Annotated in this window: 22 protein-coding genes and 2 pseudogenes; 12 read left to right on the top strand and 12 right to left on the bottom strand. The window is 71.0% G+C overall.

Going from position 1 to position 26,327, the window contains the following annotated elements; translation table 11 throughout:
- Positions 1–17: 17 nt before the first annotated feature.
- From ACZ6TD_RS42060 to ACZ6TD_RS42045, 4 genes and pseudogenes are all read right to left on the bottom strand, one after another.
- A complete protein-coding gene (locus ACZ6TD_RS42060; RefSeq protein ID WP_471346682.1) occupies positions 18–2,102 on the bottom strand; it encodes an Orn/Lys/Arg family decarboxylase in 2,085 nt (694 codons plus the stop codon).
- A gap of 44 nt (positions 2,103–2,146) precedes the next feature.
- Positions 2,147–2,461 (bottom strand): annotated as a pseudogene (locus tag ACZ6TD_RS42055) (hypothetical protein); the annotation flags it as partial.
- A gap of 131 nt (positions 2,462–2,592) precedes the next feature.
- Entirely contained in the window at positions 2,593–4,224 is a 1,632-nt protein-coding gene (locus tag ACZ6TD_RS42050) for a hypothetical protein (RefSeq protein ID WP_471346681.1), read from the bottom strand.
- Positions 4,225–4,259: 35 nt separating this feature from the next.
- Complete coding sequence (locus ACZ6TD_RS42045; protein WP_471346679.1) at positions 4,260–6,086, bottom strand: flavin-containing monooxygenase; 1,827 nt, start codon at positions 6,084–6,086, stop codon at positions 4,260–4,262.
- Between the two features lie 230 nt (positions 6,087–6,316).
- On the opposite strand from ACZ6TD_RS42045, the gene ACZ6TD_RS42040 reads away from it, so the two are divergent.
- The 5 genes from ACZ6TD_RS42040 (at position 6,317) to ACZ6TD_RS42020 (ending at position 11,106) form a co-directional block, all read left to right on the top strand.
- Complete coding sequence (locus ACZ6TD_RS42040; protein ID WP_471346677.1) at positions 6,317–6,898, top strand: TetR/AcrR family transcriptional regulator; 582 nt, start codon at positions 6,317–6,319, stop codon at positions 6,896–6,898.
- A gap of 135 nt (positions 6,899–7,033) precedes the next feature.
- Positions 7,034–7,762 carry a succinate dehydrogenase gene (locus ACZ6TD_RS42035; RefSeq protein WP_471346675.1) on the top strand — a complete coding sequence of 243 codons (729 nt, stop codon included), beginning with the start codon at positions 7,034–7,036 and terminating at the stop codon, positions 7,760–7,762.
- Between the two features lie 2 nt (positions 7,763–7,764).
- The gene (locus tag ACZ6TD_RS42030) at positions 7,765–9,723 is read left to right on the top strand and encodes a fumarate reductase/succinate dehydrogenase flavoprotein subunit (protein ID WP_471346673.1); all 1,959 of its coding nucleotides are present in this window, start codon (positions 7,765–7,767) and stop codon (positions 9,721–9,723) included.
- Positions 9,720–10,466: a succinate dehydrogenase/fumarate reductase iron-sulfur subunit gene (locus tag ACZ6TD_RS42025; protein ID WP_137976501.1), complete on the top strand. Its 747-nt coding sequence runs from the start codon at positions 9,720–9,722 to the stop codon at positions 10,464–10,466. The genes ACZ6TD_RS42030 and ACZ6TD_RS42025 overlap by 4 nt, the downstream gene beginning before the upstream one ends.
- A 166-nt stretch (positions 10,467–10,632) precedes the next feature.
- On the top strand, positions 10,633–11,106 hold the full coding sequence (locus tag ACZ6TD_RS42020) for an SRPBCC domain-containing protein (protein WP_471346671.1): 474 nt from the start codon (positions 10,633–10,635) through the stop codon (positions 11,104–11,106).
- Between the two features lie 12 nt (positions 11,107–11,118).
- Here the strand turns inward: ACZ6TD_RS42020 and ACZ6TD_RS42015 are convergent, their stop codons facing one another.
- Entirely contained in the window at positions 11,119–11,823 is a 705-nt protein-coding gene (locus ACZ6TD_RS42015; protein ID WP_471346669.1) for a TetR/AcrR family transcriptional regulator C-terminal domain-containing protein, read from the bottom strand.
- 107 nt (positions 11,824–11,930) lie between these two features.
- Between ACZ6TD_RS42015 and ACZ6TD_RS42010 the strand changes: the two genes are divergently transcribed.
- Positions 11,931–13,424: an FAD-dependent monooxygenase gene (locus ACZ6TD_RS42010; protein ID WP_471346667.1), complete on the top strand. Its 1,494-nt coding sequence runs from the start codon at positions 11,931–11,933 to the stop codon at positions 13,422–13,424.
- 35 nt (positions 13,425–13,459) lie between these two features.
- Here the strand turns inward: ACZ6TD_RS42010 and ACZ6TD_RS42005 are convergent, their stop codons facing one another.
- The gene (locus ACZ6TD_RS42005) at positions 13,460–13,972 is read right to left on the bottom strand and encodes a MarR family winged helix-turn-helix transcriptional regulator (RefSeq protein ID WP_471346665.1); all 513 of its coding nucleotides are present in this window, start codon (positions 13,970–13,972) and stop codon (positions 13,460–13,462) included.
- A gap of 153 nt (positions 13,973–14,125) precedes the next feature.
- Here ACZ6TD_RS42005 and ACZ6TD_RS42000 point away from each other — a divergent pair, with 153 nt between their 5' ends.
- Positions 14,126–15,328 carry an FAD-dependent monooxygenase gene (locus tag ACZ6TD_RS42000; protein ID WP_471358525.1) on the top strand — a complete coding sequence of 401 codons (1,203 nt, stop codon included), beginning with the start codon at positions 14,126–14,128 and terminating at the stop codon, positions 15,326–15,328.
- Between the two features lie 19 nt (positions 15,329–15,347).
- Here ACZ6TD_RS42000 and ACZ6TD_RS41995 read toward each other — a convergent pair.
- Positions 15,348–16,409, bottom strand: a pseudogene (locus tag ACZ6TD_RS41995) (pectate lyase family protein); the annotation flags it as partial.
- Between the two features lie 197 nt (positions 16,410–16,606).
- Here ACZ6TD_RS41995 and ACZ6TD_RS41990 point away from each other — a divergent pair.
- Positions 16,607–18,409, top strand: a complete 1,803-nt coding sequence (locus ACZ6TD_RS41990; RefSeq protein ID WP_471346663.1) for a glycoside hydrolase family 43 protein — start codon at positions 16,607–16,609, stop codon at positions 18,407–18,409.
- 98 nt (positions 18,410–18,507) lie between these two features.
- On the opposite strand, the gene ACZ6TD_RS41985 is transcribed toward ACZ6TD_RS41990, so the two are convergent.
- Together ACZ6TD_RS41985 and ACZ6TD_RS41980 are read right to left on the bottom strand one after the other, a co-directional pair.
- A complete protein-coding gene (locus ACZ6TD_RS41985; protein WP_471346661.1) occupies positions 18,508–19,362 on the bottom strand; it encodes a hypothetical protein in 855 nt (284 codons plus the stop codon).
- A 36-nt stretch (positions 19,363–19,398) separates the two neighbouring features.
- On the bottom strand, positions 19,399–20,298 hold the full coding sequence (locus tag ACZ6TD_RS41980; protein ID WP_471346659.1) for a LysR family transcriptional regulator: 900 nt from the start codon (positions 20,296–20,298) through the stop codon (positions 19,399–19,401).
- 70 nt (positions 20,299–20,368) lie between these two features.
- Between ACZ6TD_RS41980 and ACZ6TD_RS41975 the strand changes: the two genes are divergently transcribed.
- A complete protein-coding gene (locus ACZ6TD_RS41975; RefSeq protein WP_471346657.1) occupies positions 20,369–20,686 on the top strand; it encodes a hypothetical protein in 318 nt (105 codons plus the stop codon).
- A complete protein-coding gene (locus tag ACZ6TD_RS41970; RefSeq protein ID WP_471346655.1) occupies positions 20,683–21,429 on the top strand; it encodes an SDR family NAD(P)-dependent oxidoreductase in 747 nt (248 codons plus the stop codon). The genes ACZ6TD_RS41975 and ACZ6TD_RS41970 overlap by 4 nt, the downstream gene beginning before the upstream one ends.
- 169 nt (positions 21,430–21,598) lie before the next feature.
- On the opposite strand, the gene ACZ6TD_RS41965 is transcribed toward ACZ6TD_RS41970, so the two are convergent.
- Complete coding sequence (locus ACZ6TD_RS41965; protein ID WP_471346653.1) at positions 21,599–22,336, bottom strand: class I SAM-dependent methyltransferase; 738 nt, start codon at positions 22,334–22,336, stop codon at positions 21,599–21,601.
- 356 nt (positions 22,337–22,692) lie between these two features.
- On the opposite strand from ACZ6TD_RS41965, the gene ACZ6TD_RS41960 reads away from it, so the two are divergent.
- Positions 22,693–23,148: a DUF6010 family protein gene (locus ACZ6TD_RS41960; RefSeq protein ID WP_471358522.1), complete on the top strand. Its 456-nt coding sequence runs from the start codon at positions 22,693–22,695 to the stop codon at positions 23,146–23,148.
- A gap of 49 nt (positions 23,149–23,197) precedes the next feature.
- On the opposite strand, the gene ACZ6TD_RS41955 is transcribed toward ACZ6TD_RS41960, so the two are convergent.
- Both ACZ6TD_RS41955 and ACZ6TD_RS41950 read right to left on the bottom strand, forming a co-directional pair.
- Complete coding sequence (locus tag ACZ6TD_RS41955) at positions 23,198–24,709, bottom strand: FAD-dependent oxidoreductase (RefSeq protein ID WP_471346651.1); 1,512 nt, start codon at positions 24,707–24,709, stop codon at positions 23,198–23,200.
- Complete coding sequence (locus ACZ6TD_RS41950; protein ID WP_471346649.1) at positions 24,706–25,206, bottom strand: hypothetical protein; 501 nt, start codon at positions 25,204–25,206, stop codon at positions 24,706–24,708. The genes ACZ6TD_RS41955 and ACZ6TD_RS41950 overlap by 4 nt, the downstream gene beginning before the upstream one ends.
- Before the next feature lie 168 nt (positions 25,207–25,374).
- On the opposite strand from ACZ6TD_RS41950, the gene ACZ6TD_RS41945 reads away from it, so the two are divergent.
- Entirely contained in the window at positions 25,375–26,274 is a 900-nt protein-coding gene (locus tag ACZ6TD_RS41945) for a LysR substrate-binding domain-containing protein (RefSeq protein WP_471346648.1), read from the top strand.
- The last annotated feature ends 53 nt before the right edge of the window (positions 26,275–26,327 follow it).

The raw sequence follows: 26,327 nt of genomic DNA, 5'->3' as shown, positions 1-26,327 counted from the left end.
GGGCGCGGCCGACGGACTCAGGGGCGCTCCGCCGGGGCGGTGGCCGGAGCCGCCGCCGGAGCCGGGACAGCGAGCTCGCGCGCATCGCCCAGGGCCGCTCTGGAGACCTCCTCGCCCTGGGACAGACACTCGATCAGGTAGTCGCCGGTCTCCGGGTCGAGGGTCACGCCATGGGTCTCGCTGCGGAATCCGGGAAAGCGCCGGTCGAACGTCTCCAACGCGGTCAGATAGCGCAGCAATGGACCGTCGGGCGTGCCGATGCCCTCGCCGGGCATCAGCACCGGGATACCGGGTGGAGTGACGGTGACCATGGCCGCGGCCACCCGTCCCGCTGCCTCGGAAAGCCGCACCCGCTCGGTGCCGCCGCGGATGAGTCGCTGGTAGCAGAGCTGTGGCGGGACGACCGGCTCCGGCAGCTCCTGGAAGGCGGTGTCCAGCAGCTGGACCAGACTCACCTCACGAAGCTGGTCGTGCATCTCCTGGCACAGCTCACGCAGGGTCCGGCCGGTGTAGCGGCCGGGGTACGCGGCGACCAGGTCGGGCAGGACGCGGTCCAGCGGTGCGTCCTCGTCGTAGAGGGCCTTGAAGTCCATCAGGGCGTCCAGCAGCGTTCCCCATTTGCCCTTGGTGATGCCCATGGAGAACAGGACCAGGGTGGTGTAGCTGTCCGTCTTCTCGACCACTACGTGCCGAGTCGCCAGATAGGAGGTGAGGACCCGGGCGGGGATGCCCCAATCGGCCATCCGTCCGCTTGCGTCGATCCCCGGGCAGGTCACGGTGACCTTGAGCGGGTCGAGCATGCAGTAGCCCTGGCTGAGCCCCGGGAAACCGTGCCATTCGGCATCCGGTTCCAGCTCCCAGCACGAGGGGTCCGTGCGCAGCAGCTCGGCCGGGGCCTCGTCGAAGGGCAGCCGCTCACCGCTGGCCGGGTCGGTCACCGTCTCCGGCTGCCAGATTCCGAAGAACCAGGTGGGGCGGTCCCCGGCGGCCTTGATACGGCGCCCGATCCGCACCACCGACTGGCGGAAGCGGACCGCCTCGGCCACCGCCTCGTCGATCAGCCAGTGGCCCTGTGGCCCGTCCATCATCGCGGTGGCGACATCCAGGGAGGCGATCATCGGATACAGCGGCGAGGTGGTGCCGTGCATCATGAACGCCTCATTGAACCGGTCGTGCTCCACCGGGGCCCGGGGCGCGGGTTTGATGTGCACCATGGCGCTCTGCGAGAGCGCGGCCAGCAGCTTATGGGTGGACTGGGTGGCGAAGACGGTGGGCCGGTCCGGGCCGGGGAAGGTGTCGGGCCCCACCGACATGCCATAACGCCCGGCGTACAGGGGGTGGAAACGGGCGTAGGCGAACCATGCCTCGTCGAAGTGGACCCGTGGGGTGCTGGCCGCGAGCCCTCGGGCGGTCTGCACGGCGTCGTAACACAGCCCGTCGTAGGTGGAGTTGGTGAAGACCGCGTACTGGGCCTCGGCGGAGAGCGCGCCGCGCGTCAGCGGGTTTCCCGCGATCCGGGCGGCCACCGTGCCCGCCTGGATCTCATCCGGGGGCAGCGGCCCGGACAGTCCGTAGCCGTTGCGGGTGGGGATCAGATAGACCGGCCGGGCGCCCGAGACGACCAGACCGTGCAGCACCGACTTGTGACAGTTCCGGTCCACCAGGGCGATCTCGTCCCGGGTGACGCTGAAGTGGCCGACCAGGCGGTCACAGGTGGAGTCGCCGTGGAGGACGAAGTAGGTGAGGTCGGCGCCGAAGACCCGGGCGGCGTTCCGCTCCGCGTCGCCGATCGGGCCCGTGTGCTCGAACAGCGAACCGAGCGCCTCGACCGAGATCGACAGATCGCTGCGGAAGAGCCGCTCCCCGAAGTAGTCGTGGAAGGCGCGGCCCACCGGTGACTTCAGAAAGGCGACGCCACCGGAGTGGGCCGGGGTGTGCCATGAGTACTCATGCGTATCGTCGAAGCGGCGCAGCGCCTTGAAGAACGGCGGCAGGACGGCCTCGCGGTAGGCGCGGGCGGCGCTGGAGATCCGCCCGGCGATGAAGGCCGCGGTGTCCTCTGTGGGCCAGACATAGCCGACCACGGTCTCCGACACATCCATAGCGGCAGTTCTTCAAGGCTCTCATCGGCCGCGATCAGGAAGACCGGCAGATTCTGGAACCGCCGGCCGACCTGGCGCAGCACCGCGGCGCCACCCGGCTCACCGCCCCGTTCGCCGCGCGGTGGGCCGTCCGCTTCGCCGTCCGCGCCGCCGCGCGAGTCGAGCCCCCAGTCCACCAGCGCGGCGGCCAGACCGGCCTCGGTGCGCAACACCGTCCGGGCATCGGCGCCGGTACCGGCCCATCGCACCGCGAAACCGCCGGCTTCCAGCTCTTTGCGGATCCTGCGCAGCTGCTCGGCTCCGACCGTGTCGTCCCCGGGGTGCTCCCGCACCGCGAACAGAACCGTGTCGCCCGCCATATCCCCCTCCTCGACGCGCCTCCCCTGTCCGTCCAGTGTTCAGGAACAGACCGGCACATGGGGGGATGCAACTGGAAGACCACACGAAGGAAGGAAAATCACCCCGGATGGGATCCTGGAGCCGCGGCGGCTCACTCGGCTCGCGCGTCCAGACGCAGCACACTCCCCTCCCCGTTGGCCGATACGAGGAGGGCCCCGTCCGGAGCGACGGCGAGCCCGGCGAACTGGCGCGGGCGGCCGGGGACTCCGGGGATCGGCTCGGGTTCGGTGCGGGTGATGCCGGGCGGCAGGCCGACCGCCAGGTCCTCGGCCTCGATCCTGCTCTCCCCCGTGGCGAGCGGGATCGCCCGCAGCCGCCGGTGCGCGACCTCCACCGTGAACAGCTCGTCGCCGCGCACGGCCAGCCCCTGTGGTTCGCCGAGCCCGTCCGCGACGACCACGGCCTCGCCGTCCTCCAGCCGGAGCACCGCGCCGCGCCGGTCGTCGCTGACGTAGCAGCGCCCTCGGCCGTCGAAGGCGACGTCCAGGGGGTGGTCGAGTCCCTCGGCGAGCACACTGAGCGTGTCGGTGTCGTCGATGCGCAGGATGCGGCCGGCACCGGTCTCGGCGACCACGAGGGCGCCGTCCGGCGCGACCGCGATTCCGGTGGGCTGGTCCAGCCCGGTCGCGCGCACCCGGGCGGTCCTGTTCACGGGGTCGTGGGTGCGCACATCGCCGAGTTGGGAGGTGAGGTGCAGCAGACCGTCGTCGGCGGTGACGTTGTGCACGGCGTACATCAGCTCGTGGGTGACGACACCGGGCTCCTGCCCATCCTCGCCGGAGCCGCGACCGGAGTCGTGGCCGGAGACATCCGGGCTCGCCAGCCGGAAATGGTCGGCCGCGTACACCGTGCCACCGAGGTCGACCGTGATGCCGAAGGGCCCGTCGAACCCCTGCGGGACCACCACCCGGGTCCGGCCGTCGGTGTGCACCTCCGCGATCCCGCCACTGGCGAAGCTGGACACGAACATCCGGTTCTCGTGGTCGAACGCGGCGTTGTCCAGCCCCACGATGCCGGTGGCGACGACCGACCGGGCCCCGGTGTTCAGATCGATACGGGTCACCACCCCGGCCCTGCCACGGGACAGGACGACGAGGACACCACCCCGGTCGAACCGCACCGCGACCGGGTCGTCCACCTCCTCGGCCACCAGCTCGGGCACCCCGCCGTCGGGCGGGATCCGCCAGACCTGGTTGCGCATCATCTGCGGGTAGTACAGGCAGCCGTCCGGGCCGAGTTGCATCGCGTTGCCCAGGGCCAGGCCGTCGGTCAGCACCACCGGGTCGCCGCCGTCCGGGAACAGCTCCATCAGGCGGCCGTTCATCTTCATCTCGTTGACGAAGAGGCGGTCGCCGACGCAGGTGATGCCGTTGGGCACCGACACCTGGTCGGAGACGAGCGTGTACGCGCCCTCGGAGCCGCGCCGCCACACCCGGCCGGGGGTCAGATCGGCGATGTACATCGAACCGTCCGCCCCGAAGGCCAGGTCGTCCGGCGCCTCCACCGGGCCGTCGAGCGGCACCACCACCTCGATGTCACCCGAGGCCGGGTCCACGGCGCTGATCTGTCCGGCGAGGAACTGCGCCACGTACAGCCGCCCGTCGGGGCCGAAGGTGACGCCGTTGGAACCCCACAGCCGGTTCGCCCGGGTGAGTCGTCGCACCTCCAGGCGGTCGCTCGTGGCCTGCGTACGGCCGGTGTCGTCGAACCGGCTGGGGTGCATGGTCGCTCCTTGTACGTAAGTGGCACACATCGGTGTCAGACGACCAGGACATCGTCCATGCCGCCGTTTGCGCGCCAGTGCCTGAGCAGTTCGTGGAAGGCGATCGGCCCGTCGCCGAAGGACTCGCTGCGCTCCCTCGGCATGCCCTCGTTGTTGTAGTAGCCGGGGGTGCACTCGGCATGGAAGGCGTACAGGTCCGCCGCCTTCTCACGGATCGTGGCGCGCCACGCCGACTCGGCCTCGGCGGTCGGCTCGACATACCGGGCCTCGCGCTTGCGTGCCTCGGCGAGCACCTCGGCGACATGAATGGCCTGCTCATCGAGGATGTGCACATAGTTGACGGCGCTGGCGTTCTGCAGCGGGCCGAGCTGGAAGAGGTTGGGGAAGCCGTGGCTGTAGAACCCGTGCAGGGTCCTCGGACCGTCCTTCCAGGACTCGGTCAGGGTGACCCCGCCCCGGCCGTACACCGGGAGCTGTCCGGAGGTGACCCCGGAGCGGCCGACCTCGAAACCGGTGGCGAAGATGACGCAGTCGACCTCGTACTCGGCGCCGCCCACCACGACCGCGTTCTCGGTGATGCGCTCGACTCCCCCGTGGTCGGCCGTGTCCACCAGCGTGACATTGGGCCGGTTGAAGGTGTCCAGATAGGTGTCGCTGAACGTGGGGCGCTTGCACATATAGCGGTACCAGGGCTTGAGCGCGTCGGCCGTCGCCGTGTTCTCGACGATGGAGTCCACGCGGGTGCGGATGGCGTTCATCTTCTGGAAGTCGGCGATCTCATAGAGTTGCTCCCGCTCCTCGGGCGGGATGTCCGCGTAGCTGTCGGTGGGGACGAGCTTCTGCTGCAGCCGCGCGGTGCTGGTCCAGCCGTCGTTCACCAGGTCCTCGTCCACCTGGCCGCCGGTGACGATCCTGAGGAAGTTGTCCCGGCGGCGGCGCTGCCAGCCGGGCGTCAGCGACGCGGCCCACTCCGGATCGGTGGGGCGGTTGCCGCGCACATCGACCGAGGAGGGGGTGCGCTGGAACACATACAGCTGCCGGGCGTCCCGCCCCAGATGCGGTACGGCCTGGATGGCGGTGGCTCCGGTGCCGATGAGGGCCACGCGCTTGTCGGCGAGTTTATGGAGGTTTCCGTTCGCGTCGCCGCCGGTGTAGTCGTAGTCCCAGCGGCTGGTGTGGAACATATGCCCCTTGAAGGTCTCGATCCCAGGGATTCCAGGGAGCTTCGCCTGGCTGAGTGTGCCGCTCGACACCACCACATGGCGCGCCCGCATGCGGTCGTCGCGGTCGGTGTGGACGATCCACTCCGACTCGGCTTCGTCCCAGCGCAGTTCGGTCGCCCGGGTCTGGAAGCAGACGTCGCGGTAGAGGTCGAAGTGGCGCCCGATCGCCCGCGCGTGCTGTCTGATCTCCTCCCCCGGCGCGTACTTCCACTTCGGCACGTACCCGACCTCTTCGAGCAGTGGCATGTAGACGTACGACTCGATATCGCAGTGGATGCCCGGATAGCGGTTCCAGTACCAGGTCCCGCCGAAGTCCCCGCCCTGCTCGATCACGCGGATCTCCCGCACACCGGCCTGCCGCAGCCGCGCACCGGCGAGCAGACCGCCGAATCCGCCACCGACGATCAGCACCTCGACCCGGTCGTGCAGCGGCTCCCGGGTGAACCCGGGCTCCACATACGGGTCTTGTGCGTACGAGCCGAATTCCCCGGCGATGCGGCGGTATTGCTTGTTGCCGTCGGGGCGGATCCGGCGGTCGCGCTCGGCCCGGTACTTCGCCCGCAGGGCGTCCGGGTCGAATCCCAGCTCCTCGGCGTCCGGGGAGGTGGTGGCGGTGGGCGGGCGATGGGGGGTGGGCATAGGGGGTCCTCGGGCCTCTGGCGTCGGAAGGTGTGCGGGGCTCGGATGCCGTCCGGAACTCGGATGCCATCCGGGGCGTTGACCGGCGGCTGATCGGTCGGCGCCTGACCGGCCACGGCTGATCGGCAGGCGGCTGATCGGCGGCGCGGGCTCAGCCTCACAGAAACGTTCCCAGTGCGCAAGCTTTCCCAATGGGCAAGAATCGGCCGTCTCCCGTATGCTCATCGGCGATGACTACCGGCCTGCGCGAGCGCAAGAAGGCGGCGACCCGCCAGTCGCTGCACGACGCCGCCGTGCGCCTCGCCGCCGAGCACGGCGTCGAGAGCCTCACGGTGGAGGCCATCGCCGATGCCGCCACCGTCTCCCGGCGCACCTTCTCCAACTACTTCGCCAGCAAGGAGCAGGCGCTGCTGCACCACGACCGGGCGCGCACGGTCCGGCTGGTCGAGCTCATCCGCGCCCGCCCGGCGCGGGAATCCCTGATGGCGGCGGTCATCGGCGCCGCCGAGCAGCACGCCACCGAGTTCACCGCCGACCCGGAGCAGGAGGAGCGCTACCGGACCCTGCGCCTGCACCCGGCGCTGCTGCCCGAGCTGGTCGCCACCTACGCCGCCGCCGAACGCGATCTCGCCGTGGCCGTCGAGGAGCGCCTCCCCGCCGGACCGGACACGCCCCTGCGGGCCCAGGTCCTCGCCGCGACCCTCCTCGCCGCCTTCCGCGTCGTCGGGCAGACGGCTCTCGAACGCCGCGAGCGCGACGCCGTGGACCTCCTCCGCCAGGCGCTCGCCATCACCCGTGAGGGCTTCCACTGACCGGTTTTCCCTGGCCGCGCGGACGACAACGTCAAGCGTGGCCGGATCTGAGCGGCCCTCGATAGGCATCGCCTATCGAGATGATCAGAATCATATCTTGGCCCTTTTGACCCGCCGGGTTCTACCGTCGTGTTCATGGCATTGACAACGCGGCCGGAACAGCGTCCGACGCGGGCGGAGCGGCGGCCGTCCATGGCGCTCAATTTCTGGCACTCGACCCTCGGCAAGAAGATCGTCATGGGCGCGACCGGTCTGATCATGATCGGCTATCTCTGCGTCCACCTGCTCGGGAACATGAAGATCTTCTTCGGTCCCGGGGAGTTCAACGCCTACGGACACTGGCTGCGTGTCATGGGAGCCCCCGTTCTGCACCATGAGTGGGGCCTGTGGATCGCCCGGATCGTCCTCCTGGCCGCGGTGATCCTGCATGCCGTGTCCGCCTACCAGCTGAGCCGGCGCGACATCAAGGCCCGCCCGCAGAAGTACGTCCACACCAAGCCACGGATGAGCTATGCCACCCGGACCATGCGCTGGGGCGGGGTGATCCTGGGCCTGTTCATCATCTGGCACATCCTGGACCTCACCACCGGCACCACGCACTCCGGCGGATTCCAGGAGGGCCATCCGTACCAGAACGTGGTGGACACCTTCTCCACCTGGTACGGGAACGTCATCTACATCGTGGCGATGCTGGCCATGGGCATGCACGTCCGACACGGCTTCTGGAGCGCCGCGCAGACCCTCGGCGCGGGCAACCACGCCCGTGACCGTGCCCTCAAGGCCATCGCCAACGCCCTGGCGATCGTTCTCACCGCCGGGTTCATCTCCATACCCGTCGGTGTCATGACCGGAGTGGTGAGCTGACCATGACCTCGTACAGCGAATACACCGAGTACACCGTCGGCGAGCCGATCCAGGACGACCAGGCCCCGTCCGGGCCGGTCCACGAGCGCTGGGACACCCGCCGCTTCCAGGCCAAGCTGGTCAACCCCGCCAACCGCCGCAAGCACACCATCATCGTGGTGGGCACCGGGCTGGCCGGTGGCGCCGCCGGCGCCACCCTGGCCGAGCAGGGCTACCACGTGGTCCAGTTCTGCTACCAGGACTCGCCGCGCCGGGCCCACTCCATCGCCGCCCAGGGCGGGATCAACGCGGCGAAGAACTACCGCAACGACGGCGACTCGATCCACCGGCTGTTCTACGACACCGTCAAGGGCGGCGACTTCCGCGCCCGCGAGTCCAATGTCCACCGCCTGGCGCAGATCTCGGTGGAGATCATCGACCAGTGCGTGGCCCAGGGCGTGCCCTTCGCCCGCGAGTACGGCGGTCTGCTGGACACCCGCTCCTTCGGCGGTGTGCAGGTCTCCCGCACCTTCTACGCCCGCGGCCAGACCGGCCAGCAGTTGCTGCTCGGCGCCTACCAGGCGCTGTCCCGCCAGATCGCGGCGGGCAATGTGGAAATGCACGCCCGCACCGAGATGCTGGACCTGATCGTGGTCGACGGGCGGGCGCGTGGCATCGTCGCCCGCGATCTGGTGACCGGCCGGATCTCCACGTACTTCGCCGACGCGGTGGTGCTGGCCAGCGGCGGCTACGGCAACGTCTTCTACCTGTCGACGAACGCCATGAACTCCAACGCGACCGCCATCTGGCGGGCGCACCGGCGCGGCGCGTACTTCGCCAACCCCTGCTTCACCCAGATCCACCCGACCTGCATCCCACGCTCCGGGGACCACCAGTCCAAGCTGACCCTGATGAGCGAGTCGCTGCGCAACGACGGCCGGATCTGGGTGCCCAAGGCGAAGGGCGACACCCGTCCGCCCGCCGAGATCCCCGAGGACGAGCGCGACTACTACCTGGAGCGGATCTACCCGTCGTTCGGCAACCTGGTGCCGCGCGACATCGCCTCCCGCGCCGCGAAGAACGTCTGTGACGAGGGCCGTGGCGTCGGCCCCGGTGGCCAGGGCGTCTATCTGGACTTCGCCGACGCCATCGCCCGGATGGGCCGCAAGGCGGTCGAGGAGAAGTACGGCAACCTCTTCGACATGTACGAGCGGATCACGGCGGAGAACCCGTACGAGGTCCCGATGCGCATCTACCCCGCGATCCACTACACGATGGGCGGACTGTGGGTCGACTACGACCTGCAGACCACCGTGCCGGGGCTGTTCGCGATCGGCGAGGCCAACTTCTCCGACCACGGTGCCAACCGGCTCGGCGCCTCCGCGCTGATGCAGGGCCTGGCCGACGGCTACTTCGTTCTGCCGTCGACCATCAACGACTACCTGGCCCGCAACCCGCACAAGGACGAGGTCGACGCCTCCCACCCGGCGGCCGTGGAGGCGGTGCGGGAGACCGAGGACCGGCTGGCCAGGCTGCTGGCCGTGGACGGCGACCGCACCCCCGACTCCTTCCACCGCGAGATCGGCGAGCTGGTCTGGGAGTTCTGCGGCATGGCCCGCACCGAAGAGGGGCTGCGCAAGGCGCTGGACCGCATCCCGCAGATCCGCGAGGAGTTCTGGCGGCGGATCAAGGTGCCGGGCACCGGCGAGGAGTTCAACCAGTCGCTGGAGAAGGCCAACCGGATCGTGGACTACCTGGAGCTGGCCGAGCTGATGTGCCTGGACGCCCTGCACCGGGCCGAGTCCTGCGGCGGCCACTTCCGCGAGGAGTCCCAGACCCCCGACGGTGAGGCGGCCCGCAAGGACGAGGAGTTCTCCTACGCCGCGGCCTGGGAGTTCACCGACACCGGCACCGCCCCCGTGCTCCACAAGGAGCACCTGACCTTCGAATACGTCCACCCCACTCAGCGGAGCTACGCATGAAGCTCACCCTGCGCGTCTGGCGCCAGAAGAACCCCGACACCCCCGGTGCCATGGCCACCTACGAGCTCGACGGCGTCTCCCAGGACATGTCCTTCCTCGAGATGCTCGACGTCCTCAACGAGGAGCTCATCGTCAAGGGCGAGGAGCCGGTGGCCTTCGACCACGACTGCCGTGAGGGCATCTGCGGCGCGTGCAGCCTGGTGATCAACGGTGACGCCCACGGCCCGGAGCGCACCACCACCTGCCAGCTCCACATGCGGTCCTTCCAGGACGGCGACACCATCGACATCGAGCCGTGGCGCGCCTCCGCCTTCCCGGTCATCAAGGACCTGGTGGTGGACCGCTCCGCGTTCGACCGGGTGATCCAGGCCGGTGGCTACATCACCGCCCCGACCGGGTCCGCGCCGGAGGCACACGCCACTCCGGTGCCCAAGGCGGACGCGGACTACGCGTTCGAGCACGCCGAGTGCATCGGCTGCGGCGCCTGCGTGGCGGCCTGCCCCAACGGCGCGGCGATGCTGTTCACCTCGGCCAAGGTCAACCATCTCAATGTGCTGCCCCAGGGCTCGCCCGAGCGGGAGACCCGGGTGCTGGACATGGTGGCCCAGATGGACGCCGAGGGCTTCGGCGGCTGCACCCTGACCGGTGAGTGCGCCACGGCCTGCCCCAAGGGCATCCCCCTGTTCTCCATCACCGCGATGAACAAGGAGTGGCTGCGGGCGACCCGCAAGGTCAAGCGCTGACCCCACTCCCCCCGAACGGCACCCCTCGACAACGCTCCGTGGATGGGGTGTCCCGGCGGCGGAGGTCTTTCCGGACGCTAGACCTCCGCCGCCGCCCGCACATCCGGGGCGGTGGCTCCGGTGCCATCGGCTCACATACCCGCCGCCCAGCGGCTAGGTTGAGCGCATGTACGCCATGCGACTCTCCCGGCGGGTGAACGCTCCGCGCTCCGCCGTCTACCGCGCGCTCCTCGACGCGAGCGCCGTCGCGGCCTGGCGGGTGCCCGAGGGCATGACCAGCCGGGTGCACGAGTTCGACCCCCGCGAAGGGGGCGCCTTCCGCATCTCCCTCGTCTACGACGACCCGGCGAGCACCGGCAAGTCGAGCGGCCATACGGACACCTACCACGGACGCTTCACCCGGCTGGTGCCGGACGAGCGGGTGGTCGAGGTGCTCGAGTTCGAGACCGCGGACCCCGCCCTGCGCTCCACGATGACGATGACGACCACGCTCACCGACGCGGAGGGCGGCGGCACGGACGTCCACCTCCTGCACGAGGGAATCCCCGACGCCGTACCGGCCGCCGACAACGAACTGGGGCAGCGCATGGCCCTGGACAAGCTGGCCGAGCTGGTCGAGACGGGCGGGGCGCCTCGGTAAGAGGCCCCGCGGCTACCGCCGGCCGCGCTCGAAGAACGCCTGGGCCAAGCCGTCGAGTACATGTCCCAGGCGGCGGTCGAAGGCGTCCCGCGGATCGGTGGGCCGGGGGGCCTCCCGCAGGGCGCGCGCGGAGAGCGGGTACTCACCGCTCTCCGCGGCCTGGTCCAGGAACGAGGGTCCGGGCGCGCCGGTCTCGCTCCCGTCGGCCCGGCGCTGTCGGGCCCCGTGCCGGCGGGCCTCGGCGAAGGCATGGCCCTGGACGAAGGCGAGCAGGGTCCGCCAGGCGTCGAGCATGTCACCAGTGTCCAGCCCATGGCCGTCCAGAAGCGCCAGGGTGGACTCCGTCATCGCCAGCGTGCCCGGCCCGAAGTCCTCGGCGTTGAGGGCGTGTCGGGCCAGCCAGGGGTGGCGCAGTGTCACCTGGCGGATGCGGTGGGCCGCTTCGGTGAGGTCGGCACGCCAGTCGCCGGTCGGGGGCGGGGCGATGGCCTCGGCGCTGACCCGGTCGACCATGAGGGTGATCAGGTCGTCACGGCTGTCGACATAGCGATAGAGGGACATGGCGCCCGCGCCGATGTGCTCGGCGACCTTCCGCATGGTCACCGCGTCGAGCCCTTGGGTGTCCGCGACCTCGATGGCGGCGACCGCGATGGCCTCGTAGGACAGCGCGGCTCGTGGCGCCTTCGCCGGTTGCGCGACCTTCTCCCAGTTCACCATGAGCAGTGATCGTACGCTAGCGTACGCTGTACCCGCCGCGTACGGCGTACGCGACCTTGCCTCGTGCCCTCCTCGGCCCGCGCCGTCCCGACATCTGGAGCGCCACCATGGACACCACCGCCCCCGCCACCGACTGCGATGTGCTGGTCGTGGGCGCCGGTCCGACCGGCCTCACCGCCGCCTGCGAACTCGCCCGACGCGGTGTCAGTGTCCGCGTCGCCGACAGTGCGGCGGCCCCCTTCAACGGCTCGCGCGGCAAGGGGCTGCAACCCCGCACCCTGGAAGTCCTGGACAACCTCGGGGTGGCGGGGCGCCTGATCACCCTCGGCCGCTTCCGCATGCCGGTCCGGCTCCACGACGCCGACGGCACCTTCCGGGACGTGGACCTCAGCGGCGGCGCCGAGCCGACGCCCGACAGCCCGTACGCCCGCACCCTGCTGATCCCGCAGTGGCGGGTGGAGGAGACCTTGCGCGAGCACCTGGACCAGCTGGGCACCGAGGTGGAGTGGAACAGCCCGGTCGCCGATCTGGTGCGGCACACCCGCCATGTCGAGGTGGTGTTCGCCGACAGTGCACGCGCCACGGCCCGCTATGTGATCGGCGCCGACGGCGGCTCCGGGACGGTCCGCCGCCTGCTGGACGTCGCGTTCCTCGGCGAGACCGACGAGGACGAGCGGATGCTGCTCGGCGATGTCCGGCTGGACGGCCTGGACCGCGACCACTGGCATATCTGGCAGGGCCCCCAGGGCGGTTCGGTCGCGCTGTGTCCGCTGCCGGCCACCGACACCTTCCAGATCCAGGCGCCCGTCGCCCCCGGCGACACCGGCGAACCGACCCTCGAGACCTTCCAGCGCATCGTGGACACGCTGATCGGGCCGGACGCGGTGCGGCTGCGCGAGGCCACATGGCTCTCGCGCTGGCGGCTGAACGTCCGTATGGTCGACCGCTACCGCGTGGGCCGGGTCTTCCTCGCCGGGGACGCCGCACACGTCCACTCCCCCGCCGGCGGCCAGGGTATGAACACCGGCATCCAGGACGCCGTCAATATCGGCTGGAAGCTGGCCGCCGTGCTCCACGGCGCCGACGAGTCACTCCTGGACACCTACCAGGCCGAGCGGCTTCCGGTGGCGGCGGCCGTGCTCGGCCTGTCCTCCCGCCTCATGGGACAGGGCGTCGGCGAGCACGGCGAGGACGCCGAGCGGATGCTGCAGACGGGCCACACCTACCGTGGCGGGCCCCTCGCCCCCGCCGGGCCCGCGGATGCGGAGGGGCCGAGCGCCGGGGACCGCGCACCCGACGCTCCCTGCCACCGGGCCGACGGGCGGCGGGTGCGGCTGTTCGACCTCCAGCGCGGCGGTCACTGGACGCTCTACGGATTCGGGGTACGGCCCCGGCCACCGCACCCCGCGGTCCGCGCCGTGGCCATCGACGGCGAGATCGGTGGCGAGATCACCGACACCGGCGGCCACGCCCGGCGGGCGTACGCCGCCACCGACGGCGAGTGCGTCCTGGTCCGCCCCGACGGGCACATCGCCATCCGCAGCCACGATCAGGCGGCCATCGACGCCTACCTTCGCCCCGTCCTTCACCCTTTCCCCTAGGCCGCGCGGGCAGCGCGGACCACCCCGGTATCAGCTCATGCGGGCCGATCGTCGCCGAAGGAGTTCAGGTGGGCGGTGAGGTCGTCGACGAAGCGCGCGAGAAGGCGGCCGAACACCTCGCGGTCATCGGGGCTCCAGCCGGCGAGGGCGTCGCTGAACCATCCGAGGACGGTCCGCATATAGCGGTCGGTGGCCACCGCTCCCTCGGCGGTCGGCTCGATGAGCCGGGCGCGCTGATCGTCCGGATCGGTGACCCGGCGGACCAGCCCCCGCCGCGCCAACTCGTTGACCTGCCGGGTGACATGGGGCCCGACCACCTGCAGCCGCGCGGCGATCTCCCCCACGCGCAGTGGGGTGCCCGCCAGATGCAGGGCGACCAGCACCGACATCCCGGGGCGGTCCACCGATACGCCGGCGGCCTCCATGGCGCGCTCGGTCACCCGGCCCCGGTTCACGGCGCCGCTGAGCTGCGCCAGACGGGGCAGCATGGCCAGCAGGTCGTGTTCGCGGTCGCCGCCCTGCCCGGCCTCCGGTCCCTCGGCGGTCATGCCCGGCCTCCACATCTACCTAAGTTAGGTATATAGTCTTCTCACCAACCCCGCACCTCGCGGGTTCTTCACGGCCAGAAAAAGGATACCTGAGTTAGGTATGTGTTCAGGCTCTCCCCGCGGGAGGGCCGGAGAGGAGCGCCCATGGGCGCCATGAACACCGCACCGCGGCGCACGGTCCTGGTCTCCGGCGCCAGCATCGCCGGTCCCGCGCTGGCCTACTGGCTCCGCCGGTACGGCTTCGCGGTCACCCTCGTCGAGAAGGCGGCCGCACTGCGCGGCGGCGGCTACCCCATCGACATCCGCGGTACCGCGGTCGAGGTCGTCCGGCGGATGGGGGTGCTCCCCCGGCTCCGGGAGGCCCACGTCGGCATCCGCCGGATCTCCTTCCTCGACGAGGGAGGCGATCCGATCGCCGCCCTCCGGCCCGAGGCCATCTCCGGCGGCGAGGAAGGCCATGACCTCGAAATCCCCCGCGGAGAGCTGGCCGAGATCCTCTACGGCGCGATCCGCGACGACGTCGAGATCCTCTTCAACGACTCCGTCGCCACCCTCCACGACCACGACGGCGGGGTGGACGTGACCTTCCGCGGCGGCGCCCGGCGCACCTTCGACCTGGTCATCGGCGCCGATGGCATCCATTCGCGGACCAGGAGCCTGGCCTTCGGCCCCGAGGAGCCCTACCACCGCTACCTCGACCACTGCTTCGCCGGGTTCACCATGCCCAACCACCTGGGGCTCGCACACGAGGGGCTCACCTGGAACGTCCCGGGCCGGACCGCCGTCCTCTACGCGCCCCGCGACGACGACCGCGTGCACGCCTTCCTCAGCTTCCTGCGCCCCGAACCGCCCTTCGACGCCTTCCGCGACCCCGCCGCCCAGCGCGACCTCGTGGCCGAGGTGTTCTCCGGATACGGATGGGAGGTCCCGCGCATGGTCGCCGCCATGCGCGACAGCGACGACCTCTTCTTCGACGTGGTCAGCCAGATCCATATGCCGCGGTGGTCCACGGGCCGGGTCGCCCTGGTCGGCGACGCCGCCTACGCGCCGTCGTTCTTCTCCGGCCAGGGCTCGAGCCTGGCGCTGGTCGGCGCGTACGTCCTCGCCGGTGAACTGGCCGCACACGCCCACCACGACGACGCCTTCGAGGGGTACGAGCGCACCCTGCGGTCGTTCGTCGAGAGGAACCAGGGCCTCGCCGGCGAAGGAGGCGCCGGCGTCTTCCCTCGCACCGCCGAGGACCTGGCCCGGCGCGACAAGGCGCTGCGCGAGCCGTCCGCCGTGCTCAGCAGCGCCGGGCGGGACGCGCATTCGGCGCTGAACCTCCCCGGCTACGACGGCTCCGACGCCCCATGAGGACGGCGCCGCGTCAGCCGGTGGCGCCGATGGCCGAGGTGGGGCCCGAGCCGGAGCTCACAATGGCCGGCACCCGGTCGGCGGGGTCGAGGGAGTAGGAGTAGTACGCCTTCGGGTCGAACGCGGTGCCACCGCTCTCGTTGCGGCCGGAGGTGTTGACGAAGACGTTGCCGCGCTGGACCAGGGTGGCGGTGCCGTCCTTGATGACGGGGTTCTTGAAGCCCTGGAAGTAGCTGTTCTCCAGCACCATCCTGGTGTTCCCCCGGGCGTAGTTGCCGTAGGAGGAGTTGATGTCCGTGCCCGGGTCGTCCTGCAGGTAGTTGTTGTACAGATGCGCATGGGCGATGTTGTCGGTGGACGGGTTGCGCTGCTCGCTCTCGCGGAACCAGTTGTGGTGGATCGTGATGTCGGCCGTGGTGTTCTCCGTCCAGCCGATTCCGAAGCTCTTGTTGTTCTGCTGGAGCCGGTTCCAGGACACCGTGAGATAGGTGGTGTCCTTACGGCTGTCGATCAGCCCGTCGGCCATATGCCGCAGATCGTTGTGATCGATCCAGACATGATGGGCGCCGTCCATCTGGACGGCGTCCCAGTCGTGCTCCTTGTCGTTCCAGGTGCCCTCGTAGGAGTCACGGATCGTCAGATTCCTGAGGATGACGTTGTGCACGCCCTGGCCCAGGAAGAAGCCACCGCCCACGATCTGGCCCGACGTGCCCGAGCCCACGATCGTCTTGTCCGAGGCGACCTTGATCTCCTTGCCCTTGGGGTCCATGGTGATCGCCGCGGCCACGACGATGACGTACGGCTCGGACGCGGTCGCGTACTTCTCGAGATCGGCGAGCGTGCGCACGGTGACCGTACGACCGTCCCGGCCCCCGTACGTACCGTTCTGCCCGAGTGCGTTGACTGATGCGAAACCGTCCGCGACATCGGCTTTCCAGGACGCGGCGGCCGGCCCCGGCCCGCCCTCGGCGAACGCCCCCTGCCCCGGCAGGGCGACCGCACCGGCCAAGGTCAGAGCTCCGACGGCCGTCCCCAGCACACGACGCCTGCCGCGCCCCACCCTTCGACGTTCGGCTTCCATGGCCCCTCACTCCCACTGCTCGACGACTCCTGCCGTGCGACTGTCGTCACCGCGCACCAGGAGGTTGCCGGGGCGGGCCAATCGTCCTGTGGCGGATCCCCACCCCTTCTTGCCCACGCCGTGACGCGCTGACAGACTCCGGCAGCAAGCGCTTACCGACGGACGCACCACACCCATGAGTCGCCCCGGAGGGAACAGTGAGCGAACACGGTCGCAGGCAGGTGCTACGGACCGGCCTCGGCGCGGTCGCCGGATCGACGGTGCTCGGCGCCATCGGCGGCGCCACCCCGGCTTCGGCAACACCACGACCCGACGGGCCACTCGGGGCAGGTGGCGTGGTGACGCGAGGCGAGCCGGAGTCGGCCCGGGCAGACCTGCCATGGGTGGCCGATCTGGGCGACGGGCGCTATCAGAACCCGGTGCTCAACGCCGACTGGTCCGACCCCGACGCGATCCGGGTGGGCCCGTACTTCTATCTGGTGGCCTCCACCTTCAACCGCGTCCCCGGACTGCCCGTGCTGCGGTCGGTCGACCTGGTCAACTGGACCGTCATCGGACACGCCCTGACTGAGCTGCTGCCCAAGGACCACTTCAGCGAGCCCAGGCATGGCGAAGGGGTGTGGGCCCCGGCCCTGCGCCATCACGACGGCAAGTTCTGGATCTTCTACCCCGACCCCGACTTCGGGATCTCCATGGTGACCGCCACCGACCCGCGAGGGCCGTGGAGCACACCGCGTCCGGTCAAGCCGGGCAAGGGGCTGATCGACCCGTGCCCGCTGTGGGACGACGACGGGCAGGCGTATCTGGTCCACGCGTGGGCGAAGAGCCGCAGCGGCATCAACAACCGGCTCACCCTGCACCGGATGAGCCCGGACGGCACCGCCCTGCTCGACGAGGGCCGGATCGTGATCAACGGCGATGACCTCCCCGGCTACACCACGCTGGAGGGGCCGAAGCTCTACAAGCGGGACGGCTGGTACTGGATCTTCGCTCCGGCCGGGGGCGTCACCAACGGCTGGCAGTCGGCGTTCCGCTCCCGCTCCATCTGGGGCCCGTACGTGGACCGCATCGTGCTCGCCCAGGGCGGCACCCCCGTCAACGGGCCGCACCAGGGCGCATGGGTGTCCACCGAGAGCGGCGAGGACTGGTTCCTGCACTTCCAGGACCGCGGGGCCTACGGACGGGTGGTGCACCTCCAGCCGATGCGGTGGCGCACCGACGGCTGGCCGGTGATGGGCACCGACGACGGCAGCGGCCGGGGCGCGCCGGTGCTGGTGCACACCAAGCCGCGGGTGAACGGGCGGACGGAGGTGACCGCCCCGGCCACCAGCGACGAGTTCACCGGCACGGAGCTGGGGAAGCAGTGGACGTGGCAGGCGAACGCCGATCCGGCGTGGTGGTCGCTGCGCCGCTTCCCGAGCCGGCTCGCGCTGTTCTGCCGGCCGAGCCCGGTCGCCCATGACCTCCGGCTGCTGCCCCATGTGCTGGGCCAGCGGCTGCCCGCCGAGTCGTTCACCGCGACGACCTCGCTGCGACTGTCCACCGCGACGGCGGGGTCCCGGGCCGGGCTGGTGGTCCTGGGTGAGACCTACGCGTGGGCGGGCCTGTGTCACGACGGTGACCGGATCGTCCTCGTATGCCGTACCGCGGCGCAGGACGCCACCGAGGTGGACGCCGTCACGCCGGTGCCGCTGCGGAGGGGGCGCTCGGCCGTACGGCTGCGGGTGAGTGTGCGGCCGGGTGCGGTGTGCCAGTTCGCGGCCGATGCGGACGGGCGGGGGTTCAGGCCGCTCGGGGCGCCGTTCCCGGCGACGGCGGGCAAGTGGATCGGGGCGACGCTGGGGCTCTTCGCCACCGGTCCGGCGACCGGCGGCACGGGTGGTGTGACGGCCGGCGGCACGGGTGGCGTCACGGCCGGCGGCAGGGGTGGCGTCACGGCCGGCGGCAGGGGCGATGTGGCGGAGTTCGACTGGTTCCGGGTGGGTCCGATTTCCTCATAGATGGCCGATGACGGGCGCTTCGGGGCCAGTCCCCGCGGAGTGTGGTGCCCTGTCTGCCGGAAGGGGCGCCCAGGAGGGCGCCCCCGCGGAAGCCGGGCTCAGAGGCCGTAGCGGCTCTTCAGGTGGCGCCAGAAGTCACGGAGCATCCACTTGTCGAACTCCGTGATCTGTGTGGCACTGCCCGCCTTCATGAGGAAGCAGCACTGGCCGGTCGGGGTCCAGTCGTAGAAGTCGTCGAGGCCGAAGGTGTGGCCGACTTCATGCAGGTAGATGTGGATGTTCTCCTGGTTCAGCGCACCGGTGAAGTACTCCTGACCCACGCGCTGGCCCCAGTCCCCGCCGGCCCCGCCCTGGAACCCCTTCGTCAGCCACAGCGACTGGTCGTAGTGGCGGGCCGCACCGCCGGGGCAGCGCGAGTAGTTGCCGTCCTGGTGGAAGAAGCGGCCGCAGTCGGGGGAACACTGCGGGGCGCCGCCGCCGTCGAGGTTCCCGGCGTAGATGTCGACCGAGTTGTCGGTCCACTGCAGCGTCGAGCGGTTCTTCACCGCCCAGCCGACGATGTTGACCGGGACGTTGGTGTACGGCCAGGCGTTGTGGCCCTTGCCGTTCTCCACCATGGCCGCCGTCCACTTCGCGAACTGCTTCTTCAGCGCGGCGTGGATCTGGTCGCGCAGCGCGGCGCTGACCGGGGCGTCGGACTCCCAGCGGACGCAGTAGTTGACGCTTCCTCTGTTGGCCATGACCTGGTCCCAGCCGTAGTTGCGGAAGCCGTAGAGGTCCGGATAGGTCGACTCGACGTGGTTCCACACCTCGCCCAGCGGCTGTACGAGGTTCGCCGGCGGGTTCCAGTCGTCGGCGACCCGCGACGGGGCGGCCGTCGCGACACCGGGCGCGGCGACCAGCGCGGCCAAGGCGGCCGGCACGGTGGCCAGGCGCGCGAGGAATGAGCGCACTGTGAACTCCCTTGAGTAGCTGACAGATTGTCAGCCTCAGGTCGCCGCCACCGCCGCATCGGTTGCCGCCGTGTCTGGCCCTCGGGGAGTGTCGGAACGGACATGAGCGGCGAGCGCGGCCGCCACGAACGACGCGACCAGCGGCCGGCGGTCCCGCTCGTTCCAGGCGAGCACGAGGCGGCTGGGCGGCGCGTCGGCCACCGGGACGCAGACCAGGCCGGCCGGGACCGGTTCGACCAGCGAGCGGGGCAGCACCCCGATCATCCGGCGCACCCTGATCATGTGCAGCAGCTGGACCGCGTCGGCGACGTCGGGCCCGGTGCCGTCGCCCCCGGGGACCCCTTTCCAGGGCGGCAGCGTCTCACCCTCCAGGTCGGACAGGTGCACCGCGGCGCGCCCGGCCAGTCGGTGCCCGGACGGGACGATGACCACGCGGTCCTCGGTGTGCAACGTCTCGTGGGCCAGGCCGTCGAGATCGTCGAACGGCGCGTAGAGCAGGCCGACGTCGGCCCGGCCGTCGCGCAGGATGTCGGAGCGGTCGGCGGGGCCGCTGAACAGGATGTCCACCCGGCGTGCGTCGGGCTGGTGGGAGTACTCGGCCAGGATCCCGGACAGCAGGCCGGCGTCGCCACCGGGCTTGAGCACGAGCCGCAGATGGGCCTGGGTGTCCCCGGCGCGCCGGGCGTTCCGGACGGCGGCGCTGACCGCGTTGAGCGCATGCCGCCCGTGCTCCCGCAACGCCTCCCCGGCCGGAGTGAGCTCGACGCGCCGGCTGGAGCGGAGGAACAGCGGGACACCGAGCCGGGTCTCGATCCGCCGGATCGCCTTCGACAGCGCCGGCTGGGCGATCGAGAGCCGGACGGCGGCCCGGCCGAAGTGCAGCTCGTCGGCGACCGCCAGGAAGTACTCGAGCTCGCGGGTCTCCAGTTCGATCATGCCTCCAGGTTATCGCCGGATTCCCAACCAGTCTTGGACACCGGTGGCGTGCGCCCCCAAGAATCGAGGCATGATCTACCACACGATGATCGTTTCCTTCGATCAGCCGCTGCCCGACACCGAACTCGACCAATACCTCACGGACATCGAACGCGTCATGCTCGACTCCGGTCTCGTGCGGTCCGTGGTGACCCGGCGCCACCTTCCCATCCCCGGCGAGGAGGCCATTCCGGCGCTGATCGCGACCGCGATCGTGCAGGTGGCCGTGGCCGACACCGAGGCGCTGGCGAAGGCGTTCACCGCGCCCGGCATGCACGAGGTCATCGAGCACTGGCAGGCGCGGCACCCGTACAAGGTCGCCTGGGCGAACCACGAGCCGCTGGCATGAGCGACATGACCGGGAAGGTGGGTCTGGTCACCGGCGCCGGCAGTGGGATCGGCCGCGCGGCGGCGCTGGAGTTCGCCCGGGCCGGCGCCGCGGTCGCCGTGCTCGACATCGACGAGAGCACGGCGGCCGAGACCACCGAGATGATCAGGAAGGACGGCGGGAAAGCACTGTCCGTCCCCGTCGACATCGCCGACGAACACTCCGTGCGGGCGGCCGTCGAGCGCACGGTCGCGGCCTACGGTGGACTCGATTTCGCCGTGAACAACGCCGGCCTGGCCTCGCACCACCGGCAGCTCGACCGGATGCCCCTGGACGAGTTCGAGCGCGTGGTCCACGTCAACCTGGCCGGCACCTTCCTGTGCATGAAGTACGAGCTGCCCCTGCTCGACGGCGGTGGCGCGATCGTCAACATCGCCTCCAACGGCGGCCTGTACGCGATTCCGACCGCTCCCGCCTACGTGGCCGCCAAACACGGCATCGTCGGGCTCACCAAGGTCGCCGCGGTCGACTACGCGCCGCGCGGCATCCGGGTCAACGCCGTCTGCCCCGGCCCGACCCGCACTCCCGGGCTCGAGAGGGTGGCGGCCGGCACCGACATGCTCGCCACGCAGGAGGCGATCACACCGCTCGGCCGACTGGCCACCCCTCAGGAGGCCGCGGCCGCGGCGGTCTGGCTCTGCTCGGACGCCGCGTCCTACGTCACCGGGATCGCGCTGTCGGTCGACGGCGGGCGGCGGGCATAGGAGTCGTCGCGGTCCAGGAGCACATGGCCACCGAGGCGTTCCCGCGCGTCGCGCACGGCCTGAACGAGGTGCCGGGCAGCGGCTCCCGCACGGCCGGGTCGCGCCGGGCAACGGCTCCCGCAGAGCCTGGACTTCGTGCCGGGCGACGGCTCCGTGGTGTGCGGCCCGCTCACACCGGCCGGGTCGCCACCACCAGCCGGCAGCGCGGGCTGCCGTCCGCCCGGCGGCCGAGGTCCTCCAGCGGACGCAGCTCGACCTCGAACCCGGCTCCGATCAGCTCCTTCCGCACATCCCCGAGCCGGAAGGTCCGGTAGTACATCACGAAGGGCGGCCGCCACACCGCGTTGCGCACCCGCATCGCGGTGTCGAACGCAAGGAGCGACCAGTAGGGCCGGGACCCCGGGCGGGCCGGTGCCACGATCGGGAACGCGAACCGGCCGCCCGGACGGAGCACGGAGTGGACCTGGGCGAAAAGCCCGGGCCGCTCCCGTGGCAGAAAGTGGCCGAACGCCCCGAAGCTCACCGCCAGGTCGAAGACCGGCCCGAACGGGAGGGCGCGGGCGTCGGCGCGCACCCAGTCCGTGCGCGGGGCGTCCGGCACCGCTCGCGTACGGTCCCGGCCCACGGCCAGCATGCCCGCGCTGAAGTCGACGCCGGTGATCCGCTCCCGGCACACCCGGCGCAGCACGTCCATGCCCGCGCCGGTTCCGCAGCACACGTCGAGGCCGCTGTCGAAGGGCCCGAGCGGGCGCAGGGCGCCGGTCACGGAGTCCAGCACCGAGGCCGACGTCCGGTACGCGGTGTGGTCGAACTTCGGGGCCAGCAGATCGTAGCCGTGCTCGACGGAGGACAGCGCCTGGACGACGAGTTCACGGAAGCTGGGGCCCTGGCCCTGAGGTGCGGACATCGCGATCAGCATAGAGCCCACCGGGGCAGGGCGGCCTGTCGACCTTGTGGACAGCGCGCCGGTGGTCCCCGGCTGGTGCGAGGCCCCCGGATCGAGGTCAACGGCCGGGTGGTGGCCGCGCGCGGCGGTCCGCCTTCGTCAGCGGGACGGGGCGGAGGTCGTGGCCTCGGCGATTATCCGTTGGAACGTGTCGGGAATGGCCCTGTGGGGCGCCCCGGGGCGGATCTAGCGTGGTGAACCGTCGCCACGCCGGTTCCCGGTCGCGCCACCGGCCCGTCCGTGGAGGTGGCGGGCCCGTGCGCTTCGCCGTGCCGGGCGGCCAACGTTCCGTCACCCGCAGGAAGTTCTTCCGCATGATCCAATACATCGCTCCGGTCTTCATCGGTGTTCTCTACGCGCTCCTGATGTCCCTGATCCGCGAACCCCACCGCCGGCGCTTCAACGCGATCATGGTCGGCGGAGCGGGTGCCGCCTATCTCAGTGGCGGCGGCCTGGACGGCTGGGAGTTCGCCTTCACCGTGGTCGCCACCTATGTGGCCTACCGTGGCCTGGAGTCGTGGACCTTCATCGGCGTCGGCTGGCTGCTGCACACCGCGTGGGACATCGTGCACCACATCAAGGGCAACCCCATCGTCCCCTTCGCCCATGGCTCGTCGCTGGGCTGTGCGATCTGCGATCCGGTCATCGCGCTGTGGTGTTTCCGGGGTGGTCCGTCGCTGCTCCGGTTCTTCCGCAAGGGACGGCCCGAGGAACCGGCCGCCACTGCCCTGCCCGGCTCCCTGTCCGCCGGGCCGACGGCGGGAAACGGCTGAGGACCTCGGCGCCGGGCCGCCCGCCCGGCGCCATCTCCGCGCCTGCTGTTCAGCGCCCGGCGCGCACCGCTTCGGCGGCCGGGCCGGTCCAGGCCCGCCAGGTGGTGTGCCAGCCGTCGGAGCCGTCCGTACGGACACCGGGCCCCGCCCAGGCGATATGGCCGTCGGGGCGGACCAGCAGGGCGGGGCCGGAGTCGGTGCGCTCGGCCTGGGCCACCGCGGTGTCGACACGGGATGCGCCCTGCTCGCGGATCAGCAGAAAGCCACCGGCCCGCTGCAGTTCGGTCAACCGGCCCTCGACGAGGGGGACTTCGGTGGCGCGGGTGCCCACGAGTGCGTGCCGGTGCCGTCCGCGCGGATAGCGCAGGGTGACGCCGGTGAAGCTTCCGGCGATGGTGTCGCGCACCCGGCCGACGCCCAGCACGGCCGGGGCCAGATGGTCGCGCAGCCACCGCGCCGGGCGTGGCCCGAGGGTGACGGCGCGCATCATGGCACCGCTCTGGAGCAGGACACGGCGGCCGATGGGGTGGCGCTCCCGGTGGTAGGTGTCCAGGATGGCCGGGTCGGCTCCGCCGAGGGCGAGGTCGAGCTTCCAGGCGAGGTTGGCCGCGTCCTGGATGCCGGTGTTCATGCCTTGGCCGCCCATCGGGGAGTGTACGTGGGCGGCGTCCCCGGCGAGAAAGACCCGGCCGTGCCGGTAGGAGCGGACCTGGCGTTCATCGCAGTGGAACCGGGAGTGCCAGCCGATCTCCCGCACTCCGACGTCGCGCCCCATGGCCTCGGCCAGCACGCGGATGGCCTCCGCCTCCGCCACGGGGGCCCTGTCGGGCAGTTGGTGGCGGCGGTCCCAGGTCATCGACCGGTACCAGCCGGGGCGCGCCTTCCCGTACGGCACGAGGAAGCCGAAGACCTCGGGGGTGTTGCCCAGAGTGAGTCCGTTTCCGGCGGGGCCGTCGGTGAGACGGACGTCGGCCAGCACCACGGAGGTCAGGACCGTCTTGCCGGGGAAGTCCGCGCCGAGGAGGTCGCGGACGGTGCTGTGTGCCCCGTCCGCGCCCACGACATACCGCGCTCGCCAGGTGGACGCGGGTCCGCCGCCGTTGGGGCGGGCGGTCACGGTGACCGCGTCGGCGTCCTGCGCGAGGCCGGTGACCTCGGTGCCGCGCAGCACCTGGGCGCCCTGGTCGCGGGCGTAGCGTTCGAGCGCCTGGTCCACGTTGGTCTGCGGGGTGATCATCCCGTATCGGTGTCGGGAGGGCAGATGCGTCAGGTCGAGCGTGGCGCCCGCGAACAGGTGCACGGCTTCGGTGGTGTTCGCCTCGGCCAGGAGGTCGTCGGCCAGACCGCGGCTGTCGAGGACTTCCAGGGTGCGGGGCATGGTGACGAAGGCACGGCTGGACGGATGGATCGCCGGCCGGCGTTCCAGCACGGTGACCGCGCGTCCGGCCCGGGCCAGATCCCCGGCCAGAGTCATTCCGGTCGGCCCGCCGCCGACGACGAGCACATCCGTGGGGTGGGGGTCCGGGTTCGCCTCCTCGTGGGGCCGGGCCGGGGCGGTCATCGGGCCTCCCGCGGGCCGTGGGCGGCTTCGGAGCGGGCGGCGTTTCCGGGGTTCTTCATCGCGGCCTCCTCGAGGTCGCCGGGGATGTCGAGGGGAACGGTGGAGGCCGGGTCGGGGTAGTGGCGGTGGATGTCGTCGGGGGTGGCCGTGGCGGAGTGGTTGAAGATGAACCGCGCGTGGGGCAGCGCGGTGTGGACGAGGTTGACGATGGATTCGAAGAGCAACGTGTTACCGGCGGTGAGCCGTACCCCGGCGCCGATGAGGACCGCGTCGTAGCGCTTGCGGCCGAGCATGGCGCGGATGGTGTCGAGTGCGGTCTCCCCGAAGTCGATCTGACATCCGTCCGCCTCGTATCCGGCGTCGCGCAGCAGGGCGAGGTTGCCGTCGTTGGCGGCGCGCAACGTCTCCCGGCTCAGACCGGCGAAGGCGGCGAACTCCGGCGCCTCGTAGTCGATGGCATCGGGGTGGAGCCCGATCTGGATGGCTGAGACGCTCATGACGGTGGATGCCTTCCATGGTGAAGTGCGTTGACACAAGGGGTAGTTGGGAATGCGCGGCGCCGAACCGGGCCGTCCGGCCGGGGCGTTCCGCTCCCCCTCCACGGTGGCGGGCCCATCGGTATCGTGTCCAACGATGATGTGTGCTGTGTGGCATCGCGAATGGAGATGGCAGTGGAGCTCCGGCAGCTTGCGTACTTCGTCGCGGTGGCCGAGGAGCGCAGCTTCACCCGCGGCGCCCAGCGGGAACACATCGTCCAGTCGGCGGCCTCCGCCGCCGTGGCCCGGCTGGAGCAGGAGTTCCAGACCGCGCTCTTCGACCGCTCGCACCGCACCCTGGAGCTGACCACCGCGGGGCGCACGCTGCTGGCCCGGGCCCGGATCCTGCTCGCGGAGGCACAGCGGGCGCGCGATGACATGGGCCGTCTCACCGGGGGGCTGAGCGGCGCGGTCACCCTCGGGACGGTCCTGTCCACCGGCTCGTTCGACCTGATCGGGGCGCTGAGCGCGTTTCAGGCCGAGCATCCCGATGTCGTGGTGCGGCTGCGCCACTCGACCGGACCGCTGGCCGGACACGCCACCGCCCTGCGCGAGGGCAGGTTCGATCTCATGCTGCTGCCCGTGCCCCCGCACGGCCCCGCCGTCCTCGGCCCGGATCTGATCATCGATGACGTGTCGCGGATACGCCTCGGGCTGGCCTGCCGCGCCGACGACCCCCTCGCCGAGGCCCACGGCGTGGCCTACGCCGACCTCGCCGACCGCCGTTTCATCGACTTCCCCACGGGGTGGGGCGACCGCACCATCGTCGACAGCCTCTTCGGCGCCGCCGGAGTCCAGCGCACCGTGGCACTGGAGGTCGTCGACACCACCACCGCCCTGACCATGGTCCGGCGGCGTCTCGGACTCGCCTTCGTGCCCGAGGAGACCATCGCCTCGCAGCCCGGCCTCGCCCAGGTCGATCTCGCCGATCCACCGCCCGTCCACGGCCTCGGCCTCGCCGCCTCGCGCGACCATCCCCCGTCCGAGGCGGGCCGCGCCCTGCGCCGGACCCTGCTCGCCGCGCGCTGACCGCGGCGTCGAAGCCGAAGGTCTCACTACAGCCCTCACCGGCACTCCCCTCG

Source organism: Streptomyces yongxingensis (assembly GCF_055597465.1).
The sequence above is the reverse complement of the archived record's forward strand: the minus strand, read 5'-3'. Positions and strand labels throughout refer to the sequence as shown.